This is a genomic window from Niveispirillum lacus (assembly GCF_002251795.1).
GTDB lineage: Bacteria > Pseudomonadota > Alphaproteobacteria > Azospirillales > Azospirillaceae > Niveispirillum > Niveispirillum lacus.
On record NZ_NOXU01000018.1, the window covers coordinates 1 to 14,207 of the forward strand.

The window sequence follows — 14,207 nt, forward strand, 5'->3', positions numbered from 1 at the left end:
AACCTGAAGGCCGCAGGTTCAAATCCTGCCCCCGCATCCAATTAAGCCCCGTAACCTCAATAGGTTACGGGGCTTTTTGCTTTTGGGTCGCGGAAGATGCAAACAGCGTGGAAGCATGGCGGAAGCGCGTGGAGAATGGCGCTTGGCCCCATTTCACCTGCTCAGCAGATCAGAAAGCTTCTTTCCCGTCTGAAGCTTGGCGAATGTCGTGTAGCGGGGGCTTTGCATCGCGCCTGAGGGTGCGTCCCCGTAGGGAATGGGGCCAATGGGTTTTGCCTTGCCGGAAAAGACCAGCTTGAACTTTCCTTCCTCGCCATAGGGTTCAATCCGTGAAACCGGCGCATAGTGCGTTATGGCCGAAACCGGATGGGTCTGGTAGCCGGCGACATACTTGATGTTATCGAGCATCCCGCCTGAAATTCTGACGGCATACCAGCAATCTTCGCCCAAGAAGACCTTCTCGAAACCGTCCTTCTGTGCCGGCACGATGATGGTGTCGGGTTTGGCCCTGTTCACTTGCGGCAGCAGGGCGGGGTCGATGGCCTTTGGCTCTGCCACCGCCTTCGGTATCTCAAAGGCCCGCAGCCCTACCAGCGGCAGGATTTGAAGCACTTCCTTCAGAAACGCGCGGGTGTCAGCCTTTTCCGCTTCGCTCAATGCCGGTTCCTGCGGGGCGTTGCCATTGTCGAGATGGCAGCGCTTCGCCTCGTTCGCCCGCTTGACCAGAGCATGTTCCAGCCAAGTGACATGGGCACGGTTCAGGCCAGCGCTGTTGGACACGAAGACCACGCCCCAATCCCAGAAATCCTTCTTCTGGTAGTGGGTTTCAATTCGGCTGCGCACACCATCGGCCTGACCAATATAGAGCGTGGGCAGATCATCATCCTGATTGCCATAGCCGACCAGAATATAGACGCCCGCCCCGCGCAACTGCTCCCAACGTTGCCGGACCTCCGGCCACTTGCCACGCGGGAAGACGATGCCTAGACCCGTCCAATTCATACGATCAATGATCCGCACAGCTTCCGGATCGCCATCGGGTACGTAAATGCGGATGGTAAAGGGATCGCTCATGCTGTTGTTATCGCCTTGGGCAGGATGGGGACGGGCTGCTGGACGTTCAGCGACGTCTATTCAGGGGCGGCATTCCGCAGCCGTTGCAGTTCCTGTTCAGGGTTGAGGGGCATGCGTGGCGGTGCCGTCTCCCACATCAACTGCACCTCGTCGGGTGTTAACCCATAGGCAGCGTTCACCATGTCGGACAGCCGGCGTTCCAGACGCAGCAATTCCGCCGCCGCTTCCCGCGCGGGCCGCACGGTTTCGCGGTATTCACGCTGCAGTTCACCGATATCGGCCGCTGATAGCCGGCGCTTCTTCGGAAGGACAGACTTAACGGCTTGCACGAAGCCATCTTCGTCCAGTTCATGGGGAGCCTCAAGGACGCGACCGGGCTTCTCTACTCCAAACTCGTGATGGAGCCAACTATGTATTGTGTGATTTGATTTTTGAATTCCATTGGTTAGCAATATTGACTTCGAGACTGCCTCATCGGAAAAATTGGATGCATTGATAGACGCGATGGGTATCGGCATACTTTCGACATATGGAATATCCATTGCCAGTGCTTCATCTTTTTTGTGAGGAAATTTCTTGAACATGTAAAACCACATTGCTGGGCTATGCATAACTGAGAGTAACCAACTGTCTTGGGAGTTTAAAATAATTGCAGAGTCATTCACATATTTGCAATCAATATTAAGAGAAAATTCGGAGTAAAATGATATTCTCTTAATTGCAATATTTGAATCATTGAAATTTTCCCAGTAATCAACTGAATCCTGTATCTCATACCAAGCATAATTGCCTTCCTTCCGCCCCGACCATTTTTCATCGGCTGAAAGTGGCCGCCAATCCTTCGGTTTCGGTTCCAATTGGACGCGGAATTGTTGTAGATGACGCTTCACCGACGGATAGCGATCAATGTCGATACCCCGGCGGGCAAAGATCATCCACAAGCCCTGCCAGGGCGCGATCCACCGTCCGATGTCCTGCCCCCGCAGATAGGGCTTGATGATTTCCGCACAGCCGGGGTCTTCGCCCACCAGCCGGTCGCGGGTGGGCGTGTCGATCAGGAAGGCTTCGTTGAAGCCGGTCTTGATCCCATAAAGCGGCTTCACCCCCGCATATTCCGCCAGCGGCACGCCATTGCGGCGGATTTTGTCCAGCAGGGCCATGACAGCGGGTGGTTCCAGGGTCCAGCTTTGCCGGGTGAAGCCGGCGCGGGGCAAGGGATAGGTTGCTGCTTCCACCACCGCTTCCAGCCCCTTTTCCGGGACGGCATCACGGGGGATGACACAAACGCCGGTCAAATCCGGCGGGGTTTCATCCCCCGGTCGGCGCACGATCAGGACGGACGGAAAGACGTCAGCGTCGGGGAAGAAGCGTTTGGCATGCCCGAAATCGGCAATGAATTCGACCCATCCGGCCTCCGCGAACAGGTCGCGCAGTTCTTCGGCGTAACCGGCCTTCAGCCATTTGTTGGTGACGACATAACCCATACGCCCGCCGGGCCGCAGCAGGCGCAGGCCTTGTTCATAGAAGTAAACATAGAGGTCGGCCACACCGTTAAAGGACACAAAGCCGGCACGGGCCTGTAGCAATGTGCGACGCCAATTGGCCCATTTCTCCGGCAGATCGCCGTCCAGCGGGCGGGACAGGGCCGGGTCGTCGGGCAGTGGCTTCAGGGCCGGCTTGATCTCCCCCAACAATTCCTGCCGCACATAGGGCGGATTACCGATGATGGCGTCAAAGCCACCATCGGGCGTGTTGCTGGTCAGGTTGCGCCAGATATTGGGGAACGCGATTTCCCAATGCAGGAACTGATGTCGGGCCGCCAGTTCGCGCGCCTGCCGTAGCCAATGGTCGGCGATCAGGCGATGGCGGTCGCCGGCCCGCAACGCCGGTTCCTCCCCGGCTTGTTCCGGCGGATAGGGGGGAAGGTCCGGCGATGCCTTGCGCAGTTTCGCCGATGCCAGTTCCGCTTTGCCACTGGCCAAATCCACCGGGTCACCGAACGCCCCGCTGAGGGCTGATTTCCAGGCGATGGCACGGTCCCAAGCGCGATGGTCGGTGCGGGCCTTGTCGATGATCTTTTCGGTCTTGCCCGCCTTGCGCAGCATGGGAATGGGGGCCGGCTCCTTGGCCGGAACACCGTCCAGCACGCCCAACATGCGTTCCGCCGTCAACAGGGAGAAGAAGGCGGCGACGGGGGCGGTATCCTGTTCCACGCTGTCAAAGGCGCGTTCGGATGCCGCGACCTCTGACAGGTCGCTGTCATTGCTTTCTTCCACCCGCCTCATGCCGGTGGCAGCCCGTTCCACCTGCTGCATCAGGCCGGGACGGAATAGGGCACCACGATTCTGCACCATGTCTAACACGGGCCGTGTCCAGGCACCCACCACACTGTCGCCCCAGCGCAGATGGTGATCCAGGAAGGATAAGGGGGCACCGACCGTGAAGCTGTGCAGCCACAGTGACACCTTGGCCAGTTCCACGGCCATGCGGTTCTTATCCACCCCATGCACAACCCGTTTCAGGATCATGCGGCGAACGATGTGGCGGTCGTCCAACTGGTCCTGTTTCAGGGGCCAGCCATGGCGTTCGGCATTGGTGGCGATTTCCTGCCGGATGCCGGCGATGCGCGCGGCCAGCGGGGACGCGTAGGCACCCCAATCCACCTGTGCTGTGGCCTCATCCATGGCGGCCAGCACCTCATCCGCCAGCCAATCGACCAGGGTCACCAGGAAATGGCCGGACCCCATGGCGGGGTCGCAGATTTTCAGGTCCAGCATGGCGCTGGCGGGATCGACGGCGGCCAGCCGCGACAGACGGTCGGCGATCGATCCCTTGTCGGATTTCAGTTCGGTTGCGAGGTCCGTGAAACGGTCGCGCCGATCCTTGACCAGGGGGCCGACCGTCCGGTGAATGACCAGGGTGACCAGTTCTTCTGGCGTGTAGTAGGAACCGCTATCCTTGCGGGCCGTGGGGTCAGCATCGATAACGACGCTGCCATCATCAGCGACACGTAGGCCCTGTTCCAGCAGGCCCTCATAGACGGACCCAAGTTGTTGCACCGACAGGTCGCGATAATTGATGTATTTGGGCCGTTCCTCGCCCATATGCAGATGCGACAGGCGGAACAGCACATCCGCCATCACCGCGTCGGACAGGCGCACACGGCCTAGGATGGGTGCCCGTTCCGGGGCGAATAGGCCGCCATTGTAGGGTGGAATGCCCAGATCATCGTTGCCTTTGGCAATGGCAGAGAAGATATCCTCCAGCCGTCCCCAGATTTCGCGAGTAGCACCCGTATAGGCGCGGCCCGATTGCCGACGCTCGGCGACGGCCAACCGAAGCCGGGTCAACGCCACCTCGGCATAGGGGCCGCTTTCATCGGGTAGCAGGTTACGGTCTTCAGCATACAGCACGAACAACAGACGGTAGAGCAGGATCAGGGCGTCATGGCGCAGGGCGTCCAGATAGGGCGCATCCAGCCCCTTTTCAGGCCGTTCTTTGTCCGCCTTGGCCAGCGCATTGACCAGTTGGGGGAAGACTTCATCAAAGACCGTCCGGGACAGGTCGCGGGCCACCCGTTCTTCCCAGAACCGACCCTTTTCAAGGGCCAGATTGTGGAAGGTGCGTCCGGCATCCACCGGCTGAAACGCCGCGCGCCCGAAGAACAGGATGAACAAACGCAGGGCATGGGTGCGGGCCTGTTCCGGGTCCGCGATGGCCAGCGATTGGCGGTCGACAAGGTCAAGGTCGCGGAAGCCCAGAACTGCGGACAGGTCGATTTCAAAGAAATCTTCCGCTACGGACACCGCGCCCTGGAAATATAGACGCCACTGCCCGCCATTGGTCAGCATGCCCCAACGCAGCTTGCCCTGCCCCAGGTCTTCGACCCGACGCAGATAGCGCAGCATCTGTGAGGAAGGGACGCCCATGTCCCTGGTCCCACCTTCACGGTCCAGCAGGCGGCCCCAGCGCTTGGCCTCCACAATGCAGGCCCCATGCTGAAACCGTTGATGGGCGTCCAGGGTCGCGGCTGTCCGCTCCGCTGTTTCGTCTGAGAACAGCAGGGCGTCGGGTACGTCGCTCCGTCCCTTGGCGGATAGTTTCTGTTGAATGCGGATCAGGTGTTCAGGCCAGCCGATGGCCTCCAGCGTCGGCCAGATCAGGTGCTTTTCGGTATCGGCTTCCGTTGGCTGCTTCTTCGTCTGGATGCCGGCAAACAGCCCCCGCAGCGCCTTTTCGATGGCGGCGAAGGTGTCACTGTCCAGTGCCTTCCAGGCGTCGGTTTCCAGAATGCCTTCGGCCAGGAAATCCCGCGTGAAAAGACCGCCTCGGATCATCATCCATCCCCATCGAACCAGATGGATCAGAATTAGGGGAATTCGCCTCTAGATGGAACTGATTCGGTGGGGATGGGATCAATCCCGATCACGCTACCGATGGCGATACCGGGTCAGCTTGTGGATTTTCAATGAACCGGTAGCGTTTGGCTGCTCTTTCGCGGCTGGCCTCGAACCGGTTGCGGTTGGTGCGGATATGGGTGTGGACCATGGAGGCCACTTCCGCTGCGATGCTGTCGGCGTCATCCGGTTCCAGATCGGCAGCGATGGAGTAGGTGGCGGTCATGCCCTGAATGTGTGCTGCTACCGTCTGCATTACCTGTTCCCGCTTTACAGCCTTGACGACGTTTGGCTCCGCTCCCGTCGTCATCTCAAACAGGTCGGTGGTGACTATATGGCGCACGGCCTCCCACAGCGGATGATCCAGCCAACGACAGCGCTCGCTGTCGGACAGGTTCGGGATCGTGTAGCGGATATCGGCCAGCGCGCGGGCGTAGAGGTCGCCCAGCTTGGTATCCAGGTCCGCCCACGTGCGGATGCCCCAACGGTCCTTCAGGTGCGCCTTGCCGGCCCGCAATTCCAGCCGCCAGATGGTTTCATCCCCCGACAAGGCGGGTAGGCTCTGGCGGTTGCGGGCGGCGTTCCAATGCGCCCACCATTCGCGCTTCTGTTTCTGCCGTACTTCGCGTGATTTCTCGTACAGGATGATTTGCCGGCCCGGCATCTTGCCACAGGTGACGGAGGTGTAGCGGCCCGAGACGCCATGCATCGACATGCCGCCATCATCGTCATGATCGGCGCGGCTGGTGTGGGAATGCATGACAAAGGCGGTGGGGTTCAGGATGAAGGCCTCCCCCGTGGTGGCCTCGATATCCGATGCCACGAAATCCAGGCAGTAATCCACGCGGGAGATGGACGCTTTCAGCACGTCGGCCCCGATGGCGGACAGGAAGCGGTGCATCTCCGCTCGTACCCCACCCAGCCCCATGGATGCCAGGGCGTTGGATTTGGTGGAAACGCGGATACCCCAGTTGTCGGGCTTTTGGTTGCGGCTGAAAAACCATGTCATGCCCACGGGGCCGGTATCACAGCGGAAGGCGTAACCGCCCTTGGCTCCGCTTTCGGCAACGTGCATTGGTTCGTCCTGCCATTCCAGCAGGACGGCGGCCTTGGTGGCGATGGCGTCGGCCTTGGCTTCCTCCAGCCGATCCACCATGGCTTGCGGGATGCGGCCTTGAAAGGTGACGTCCAGGCCGTCGAAATTCCAGTAAAAGGGTTTCAGGCTCATCGGTTGGTGCCCTCTTGTCTGCGGTTCTAGAGGGGGGTGCTACAAGGACCCCCCTCTTGCCCAATGGTGGGCGGGTTATTGGTTTCGTGCCCGCTGTCGCGGGCTGGCTTTGGGTTTGGCCCTTCGGGCCCGTGGCCGCTTTTGTTTTGGGGCCGGGGAGGGGGCGTTCGGCCCCAATGTCTGCCGGGGTGCCCGTGGCGGGCGGGGCAGGGGGGAGCGGTGGGGCGCTTGTGGAAAAGGGGGCGGATGATTTCCGCCCCCTTTCCTCTTTTTGAGCCTTCCGGCCCCAAAACACCGTGCGGTGCGGCCAGCCCCGCACGGCGAAAACTCGGTATGTGCGTGCCGATGGCAGATCAGGCGGCCTTTGACATGTCAGACGTACTGGAAACCAGCAGCGCTTCGGCCCAGGCGATCAGGTCGCGGCGGCGATAGCGGATGGAACGGGCGGACACCTTCACAAAGCGCGGCCCGCCACCGCGCACCCGCCAGTTCTGCAAGGCACGGACGGTATAACCGATGAAGGATGCCGCCTCGATCTCGCCGATCAGGCGGTCGAGATGGTCTTTGTCTTGGGTGGGGGTGGTCTGCTGATGCACGGCGGAACCTCCTGTCTGGCGTGGGTTTCGATGACCCAATTCAGACAGAGCCGGGCGCGGCGGTCACGTCGAACCACTTGAAAGTACCCGGTCGGTTTTTGCCCCCGGTACTTTCAAGTGGTCGGGCTTGACGGCCTTTGCCGTGTGCGCCGTTGGCGCTGCATTGCCGTGAAAATCTGGCCGTTGGTGAGATCGGGGGCGGTCAACCGGGTTGTGGCGACACAGAAGCGGGCCGCCTCGGAAACCGGCTCTCCCTGATGGCTATCGACGGTGAATTTACGCCCCAGGATACCGGTCCACAGGATATGGAGATTGCCGATCCAATGGCGCAGGCCCCAAAGCTGTCGTTGCCCGCCCGGATCGTCGGGGAGGCGTTCCAGCCCTTGCAGAGCATAGTTATGCAGGATGGTCACCGCGCGGAGCAGGCTGGCGGGGTCCTCGTGCCACACGATCTCGACAGTATCGTCGATGGTCCGCCGTTCGATCTTATGTCCGAATGATGTTTCGGTGGCCCCCCGCATCACAGCCGATGCCAAGGCCGTTTCTGGAAACCAGAAAGCCGATTGGGTCCTGGTATCCATACGGGATAAGCAATCGCGCAACCGCTCTGTCAGGTCGGCAATTTCCGTCAGTGCAGCCCGGCATTCCCCCGGCTTTGGTGCTTCGTCCACATTCTGCCGCCAATGAAAGAATACGTCGGCAGCCCCTTCCAGATGCTTGCGGATGGCCTCGCACTTGTCTTCTGGGATGGCGAATTCAGTACAGAGGCGTTGCATATGGTCGGGTGTGAAGATCGGCGGGCGTTCAGTCTGCCACCGTCTGCCGTCATAACCCCACCGTGGCATATGCTTCTTGGTCATCAGCCCGGCTTTCAACTGAGAGAGGGTGAGCGGGCCGGGCCGGCTATATAGGGACGCAGCTATATAGCTGTATAGGGCGGGGCCAGCACGGGGGGCGATGCCATCCCGTATGTACGTATGAAGGGGAGCCCGCGCCCTACGTACATACGGAACGAGACAGGGTGTGCGTCACCCCGCCGGCGGTCCCTTCATACGGGCGGCCAGCAGGGCCGATACCCGTTCCGACGAAGCCCGCAGGGGATCATCGGCCAAATGGGCATACCGCGCTGTCGTCTGCACCTGGCTGTGTCCCAGCAACTTGCCGATCATGGGCAGGCTCTCGCCCATGCCCACGGCCGCCGATGCAAAGGAATGACGCAGGTCGTGAATGCGCAGATCGGGCAGGCCCGCCCGCTGCCGCAGCCGACGCCATGGCTTTTGCAGGTCTTGCAGGTGCTGACCTTCTACGGCGCCGCAGATCACATAGGGATTGCCGGGCAGCCGGGGCACAGCGTCCAGCACCTCCATGGCCGCTTCCCCCAGATAGACTTTCTTCGCCCCCGTCTTGCTGTCGGGCAGGGCCAGATATCCGGGCTGTATGTAGGACCATTTCAGGGTCTGGATTTCCCCCAGCCGACAGCCGGTCAGGATCAGCAGCCGGATGGCGGCGATGAAATGCACGCCCTCGCTCCCGTCCCGTTCCGCGTCGTTCAAGGCCGTGCTCAACCGGTTCAGTTCGTCGGGTGACAGGAAGCGTTCCCGCTTCTCCTCTCGGTATTTCTTCACATGCCGACAGGGGTTGGAACCGTCGGGGCGCAGGTTCCAGACTTCCGCCAGATTGAACAGCTTGGACAGAACGCCCAAGGTGCGGTTGGCCTGATAAGGCGTATCGCGGTGCTTATGGTGCAGGCGGGCGATATCGGCCCTGGTCACGTCCTGTACCTTGTGCGACCCGATTTCCGGTTTGATGAACAATTCGACGGCGCGGCGATATTCGCCCTGGGTGCTGGGTTTGCAGCGGTGCCGAACATGTTCGTCCATGAACCGTTCGCAAAGGTCCGCCATGGTCGGGGCAAGTCGCTGTGTCCGGGCTTCCTCTGACGGGTTCTCCCCCTTATCGACGGATACCAGCAACTCGCGCGCCTGCTTGCGGGCTTCGTCCGCTGTCATCACGCCATGCTGGGAAAAGCTGTATCGCCGCGTCCGCCCACCGGCCCGGTACTGGACCACATACGATTTCTTGCCCGTGCGCAGGACGCGCACGCCGAAGCCTGGGATTTCCTCATCCCAGATGAAATAGTCCGTGTCTTTCGGTTCCGCGCTGTCGATAATCCGCTTGGTCAGTTTGGGCATGGGAACCGCCTGCTTCCATGATGGCCGTGGAAGCACCGTGGAAGCAGAAGATGGCGAAATCCGGCCCGGATTGGAGCAATCCAGCGGTCTATCCATGTCGTGAAACGCGCGGATTTCCTGGCTTTATAGCAGCACCCGACAATCAGGCGGAAATCAGCGCAAACGGGGAGCCAAACTCATAACCTGAAGGCCGCAGGTTCAAATCCTGCCCCCGCATCCACTGACGTTATAACAACCCGTCCAGCCCCGGCTGGACGGGTTGTTGCGTTCAGGATCTCAGCCAACTTGCCGTGAAGTTCGGCCTGTACCTCGCCGCGACGAGCGCCAGGCGTGATCACTACCTTGTCGATTAGCGACCGGATCGCTTCCATGGCCTCGTTCCGCGTGGTGGCATCCTCTAGTGCCATTGTCAGGCGCTCGATCATCCTGGCGTAGAGGCCGGCGACGTTGGGGTGGATGTCGGGCATGACGGCTGGCGCTTCCGACAGCCGGGCTGCAAGCTGGGTCTTCTGCTGTTCCAGGTCTGCCAGCCGGGCCTTCATGGACGGCTGATAAAGCCCGTCCTCGACGGCCGCCGTGATGGCGTCGATGCCGCGTTGCACCTTGGCCAGGGCCTGCCGGTCATCCAACTGCCGGGCGCGCAGCTCACGGTTGGAGCGGTTGACCAGTTCAACCCCATTCCGAATAGCCGTCTCGACAGCTTCGGGGGAGACCAGATTGTGGCGTAGCCCGTTCAGCACACGGGCTTCGATCTCCTGGCGCTTGACGGTGTGGCTGTTCTCGCAGGTGCCGCGCCGGTAGCGGTTGAGGCAGCCGTAGCGATCGTAGGTGATGATGCCGTAATTGTCGCCGCACCGGGCGCATTTGAGCAGGCCGGACAACAGGAAGCTGGGCCGGTGCCGGTCGTTCAGCCGGTTGGCGTGCGCCTCCCGGCTGGCTTTGATGGACGGTTCGAATTGAATGGCCAGCGCCTGCTGGCGCTGTCGCACTGCCTGCCAAAGCTCATCATCAATGATCCTCAAGTCCGGCACTTCCGTCCTGATCCAGGCGCTTTCTGGATTCAGACGGGGAACACGCTTGCCGGTTGCCGGATCCTTAATATAGCGAACCTTGTTCCAAACCAGCACGCCGGAATAGAGTTCGTTGTTGAGCGTGCCTGTTCCCCTGATCGCATGCCCACGAATTGTCGTGTCGCCCCACAGCTTGCCATTGGGGCCGGGCACGCCATCCTTGTTCAGGTTGGCCGCGATGGTTCGGGGGCTGATGCCCTGGGCGAATTCCTGGAAGATCCGTCTGACGGTTGTTGCCTCCGCTTCATTGATGCGCCTTCCGCCGCGGACAGGTTCGCCGTCGGGCCCGAGTTCCTTGATGACATCATAGCCGAAGCAAAGGCCGCCACCGGCCTTGCCCTTTTCGACGCGTCCCCGCAAGCCACGATGAGTCTTTGCTGCTAAGTCCTTCAAAAATAAGGCATTCATGGTACCCTTAAGGCCCACGTGTAACTCGCTGATCTCGCCTTCCGCAAGGGTGATGATCTTGACGCCGGCAAACTGGAGCTGCCTATGCAGGATGGCGGTGTCGGCCTGGTCACGGCTCAAACGGTCCAGGGCCTCGGCCAGCACGATGTCGATCTTGCGGGCTTGTGCGTCCTGGAGCAGTGTCTGGATGCCGGGGCGCAAGGTCAGGGAAGCGCCGCTGATGGCGGCGTCCTGATAGGTGCCGATCACTTGCCAGCCATCGCGGGCGGCTTGTTCGCGGCAGATGCGGAACTGGTCCTGAATAGAGGAGGCGCTCTGCTGATCGGACGAATAGCGGGCATAAATAGCTGTGCGGAGGCTCATGAGTCACCGGCTTTACGGGGATGGGGGAGCAACCTTCCTGAACAGAAGGCTATCACGCTTCGTCAGGGTGGGAGCGCTTGTCGTTCGCGGTCGCCGCGGCGATCAGGTCCCGAGCGATCTTGCGACCGAGAGCAGCGGCCACCACGAGTACCGCGGGATCAAGCGTATCGGTATAGGCGTTGAGCGGCTTTTTGTTGCCATCGTTGGCGGGCGGAATTACAAGGCGGAGATGGATCATGTGCTTAGCACTCTGGGCCGTGAAGGACGCACAGCGCGTCCCATTCCCCGGCGATATGCTCCAGCACCCAGACTTGGCCCACCCTTCATCTGACCATCAAGAAACGCGGCTTACATATGCGTCATGCGCATGTCTGGTTGGGGCTTGGCGTGGTGCCGAGATCCAACCATCTATGCCGTCCCTATTTGAATAGGGGGCGTCAGGGGCCCGGAACCTCCATTCGAACGTCACCACTTGGCAGCGGCCGGCCACCGATTCATATGGACGCCCCCTTTCTGTTATCACCAAAGACATGGTGGAGATATCTACCCACGGGGGCGAAAGAGCCCCCCATGGGTGGCCTTGGATCATGGTGCCGCTTCGGTGCTGATGGGCATGGCCGCGACAAGCTCTTCCAGTTCGTGACCCGACATGCTGCCACGCTCGACCAGAATAGCGGCCGCCTGGTCGATGGCCGGCAGGCGTGGTCGAAGAAGCGCCAACACCCGTTCATGCTCCTCGGCCAGCATCCGGCCGACCTGTTCTGCCAAGGTGGGGTGAGCAGACAAGAGCGAGTGGGTATTCTCGGGGACGGCGTTGCCAAGCCACAGCAGTTGGTCGCCGAATCCATGGCCCGCCAACATAGCGGCTGCAAGGCTGGTGGCGCGCGCGAGATCGCTGTTCACCGGGCCACCGGCCCCGAAACCCGCAGCTCCCAGGCGTAGCTCTTCTGCCGCGCGACCCGCCAGCAGGATGCGGATGTGCGCACGGGCGTCGGCCTCTGTGTCGAACTGGCCCAGTTCGAACCGAACACCGGCATGGTCGCCGTGAACCTTGACGATCTGGACCTTGCCCGGCAGCTCGACGGCGGCGGCCACAGCATGGCCAGCCTCATGCACGGCGACCCTGAAATGCAGATCGGGGGAAACGGTTTCTGGACGAGGGATATGCGCCAACAAATCCTCGGGCGTCAGTGACCTCCCGGCGCGGCGGGCCTCACGCTTCGCATCACGAGCCCAAAGCTCGGCATCGGCGCCGGATGCCGTCATGCCTGACACAAAGGGGAGAAGGTCAACACCGGGGAGATGATCGGGACCGAGATGCTGGCGCAGGATTCCGGCCAGCGCCTGGTCATCGGGCAAGGACACCATGATCACCCTGTCGAGCCTGCCAGGCCTGACCAACGCCGGGTCGACTGACAGGCCGTTGGCTGCCGCCAGCAGGACAACCCCGTCCCGCGCGAGGGTTCCGTCGGTCGCCTCAAGAAGGGCATTGACGACCTGGAGACTATAGTCCCTCTGGTTGCTCCGCAGGGATTGCCGGTCCTGGAAGGCGTCAATCTCATCGATGAACAGGATGCAGGGGGCCTGCGCCCGTGCCTGTTCAAACGTCCGGCGCATTGCCGCTAGCATCAGACCAAGGTGCCCCGCCGCCTGCCATAAGCTATGCGATCCGGTCACAAGCGGCAGCCCGGCTGTCCCTGACAAGATTCGCGCGAACGACGTCTTGCCCGTGCCAGTGGGGCCAACCAACAGGCACCCCCTGTCAACTTCCTTCCAGGGCAAGCGTCCAGCCAGGTACTCCTTGAGATCATGGACTAGGTTAAGGCCCCATGCCTTCGCGTCATCCATGCCGTGAAGATCGACCAACTTGGGGCCATCATAGGGGACGGCTTGCGATGCGAGGCTCGCGAAAGACCGCAGGCGCCGGATCCAGGCATCGCCGTCTTCTCCCAGCCGCCGTGACAACCGGAGGATATCGGGGTTGAGGTAGCCGCAGAGGCGATCGTCGATGGTGATGGAAGGATGGTGACCCGTCAGCACGTGTGCGGCCACTGTCATTGCGGCGCCGTCCAGCGTCGGAAGGGTCAGATGGTGATCCGCGGCATGTCTGACGGATGCAGGCATGCGATCCAGCCGGGAGGCCAGCATGATGACGCCCTTGCCATTGCCCAATGCCGTGGTCATGGAGTCAATGTCGTGCGGAGCCCAGTGCCTGTCCTTTTCCCCTAACTCGCTGAACCATGCCCACTCAGGGCGAACAGGTTCCTCGGGTACTTCCGGAAGCGGCGTTTCCTCGTCATCACCGAGAGCCAAGGTCTCCATCATTGTCGTGAACTGCGCATCATCCATTTCCGTGGGGCCGGAAAGGTAGAGCTTCAGTGTTTCGCGGACAGGGCGAACCCAGTCCAGTCCGGGGACCTCAACAATGATGAGGCAACCGCCCTTGTCCAGCGCATCAGCGATCTGCGGTGATGCGGCGAGGCCGCGATCGAGCATCGCCCATGCGGTGGCGCAGTCACCGGTCGCAACCGTCGGAGAAGGGCGTGGGGCCTGCTCCATCTCGAGGGAAGCGGCGACCTGAGCGTTGTATCGTTTGGCGGCGGCGGCCAGGGTGATCGGCACATCGGTGGCAGTATCGGTCATGGTTGGCCTCTTAACAGGCAAAGGGTGGGTGTTCCCGTTGACGGATGGTCGGCGGGCGGTGCGGATGGGCATAGGGGTGCACGCCTGATGATGCAGGCATGGCGAAGGCAGTGGCCGGCTCCCAGAGGCGGCGGCAACTGCTCTATGCGGAGAAGGGGGCCGTGAGGGTGAAGGTCACGGATCAGAAGGCGTGCACAGTAGGTGCAGGCGACCGAGTTCCTGGATGTGACGCAAGG

The 14,207-nt window shown here is 61.3% G+C and carries 9 protein-coding genes; all 9 read right to left on the reverse strand.

Annotated elements, in window-relative coordinates; translation table 11 throughout:
- Nucleotides 1-153 precede the first annotated feature (153 nt).
- The 9 genes from CHU95_RS02275 to CHU95_RS02315 all read right to left on the reverse strand — a co-directional run bounded on the left by CHU95_RS02275 (nucleotide 154) and on the right by CHU95_RS02315 (nucleotide 14,043).
- Complete coding sequence (locus tag CHU95_RS02275) at nucleotides 154-1,074, reverse strand: GIY-YIG nuclease family protein (protein WP_094453330.1); 921 nt, start codon at nucleotides 1,072-1,074, stop codon at nucleotides 154-156.
- A 56-nt stretch (nucleotides 1,075-1,130) separates the two neighbouring features.
- Nucleotides 1,131-5,414 (reverse strand): Eco57I restriction-modification methylase domain-containing protein, encoded by a 4,284-nt coding sequence (locus tag CHU95_RS02280; protein WP_094453332.1) that lies wholly within the window; start codon nucleotides 5,412-5,414, stop codon nucleotides 1,131-1,133.
- Nucleotides 5,415-5,499: 85 nt separating this feature from the next.
- Nucleotides 5,500-6,699 carry a hypothetical protein gene (locus CHU95_RS02285; RefSeq protein ID WP_094453334.1) on the reverse strand — a complete coding sequence of 400 codons (1,200 nt, stop codon included), beginning with the start codon at nucleotides 6,697-6,699 and terminating at the stop codon, nucleotides 5,500-5,502.
- A 353-nt stretch (nucleotides 6,700-7,052) separates the two neighbouring features.
- Nucleotides 7,053-7,295, reverse strand: a complete 243-nt coding sequence (locus CHU95_RS02290; protein WP_245837825.1) for a helix-turn-helix transcriptional regulator — start codon at nucleotides 7,293-7,295, stop codon at nucleotides 7,053-7,055.
- A 113-nt stretch (nucleotides 7,296-7,408) separates the two neighbouring features.
- The gene (locus tag CHU95_RS02295) at nucleotides 7,409-8,155 is read right to left on the reverse strand and encodes a hypothetical protein (RefSeq protein ID WP_094453336.1); all 747 of its coding nucleotides are present in this window, start codon (nucleotides 8,153-8,155) and stop codon (nucleotides 7,409-7,411) included.
- 168 nt (nucleotides 8,156-8,323) lie between these two features.
- Nucleotides 8,324-9,487, reverse strand: a complete 1,164-nt coding sequence (locus CHU95_RS02300; protein ID WP_094453338.1) for a site-specific integrase — start codon at nucleotides 9,485-9,487, stop codon at nucleotides 8,324-8,326.
- 176 nt (nucleotides 9,488-9,663) lie between these two features.
- Nucleotides 9,664-11,328 carry a recombinase family protein gene (locus tag CHU95_RS02305; RefSeq protein WP_094453340.1) on the reverse strand — a complete coding sequence of 555 codons (1,665 nt, stop codon included), beginning with the start codon at nucleotides 11,326-11,328 and terminating at the stop codon, nucleotides 9,664-9,666.
- Nucleotides 11,329-11,380: 52 nt separating this feature from the next.
- Nucleotides 11,381-11,566 (reverse strand): hypothetical protein, encoded by a 186-nt coding sequence (locus tag CHU95_RS02310; protein WP_094453342.1) that lies wholly within the window; start codon nucleotides 11,564-11,566, stop codon nucleotides 11,381-11,383.
- 347 nt (nucleotides 11,567-11,913) lie between these two features.
- Nucleotides 11,914-14,043 (reverse strand): AAA family ATPase, encoded by a 2,130-nt coding sequence (locus tag CHU95_RS02315; protein WP_094453344.1) that lies wholly within the window; start codon nucleotides 14,041-14,043, stop codon nucleotides 11,914-11,916.
- Nucleotides 14,044-14,207: the final 164 nt, after the last annotated feature.

Coding starts and splice junctions, on each gene's coding strand:
- CHU95_RS02275 (WP_094453330.1), bottom strand. CDS start 1,074: ATGAGCGATCCCTTTACCATCCGCATTTACGTACCCGATGGCGATCCG.
- CHU95_RS02280 (WP_094453332.1), bottom strand. CDS start 5,414: ATGATGATCCGAGGCGGTCTTTTCACGCGGGATTTCCTGGCCGAAGGC.
- CHU95_RS02285 (WP_094453334.1), bottom strand. CDS start 6,699: ATGAGCCTGAAACCCTTTTACTGGAATTTCGACGGCCTGGACGTCACC.
- CHU95_RS02295 (WP_094453336.1), bottom strand. CDS start 8,155: ATGACCAAGAAGCATATGCCACGGTGGGGTTATGACGGCAGACGGTGG.
- CHU95_RS02300 (WP_094453338.1), bottom strand. CDS start 9,487: ATGCCCAAACTGACCAAGCGGATTATCGACAGCGCGGAACCGAAAGAC.
- CHU95_RS02305 (WP_094453340.1), bottom strand. CDS start 11,328: ATGAGCCTCCGCACAGCTATTTATGCCCGCTATTCGTCCGATCAGCAG.
- CHU95_RS02310 (WP_094453342.1), bottom strand. CDS start 11,566: ATGATCCATCTCCGCCTTGTAATTCCGCCCGCCAACGATGGCAACAAA.
- CHU95_RS02315 (WP_094453344.1), bottom strand. CDS start 14,043: ATGCCCATCCGCACCGCCCGCCGACCATCCGTCAACGGGAACACCCAC.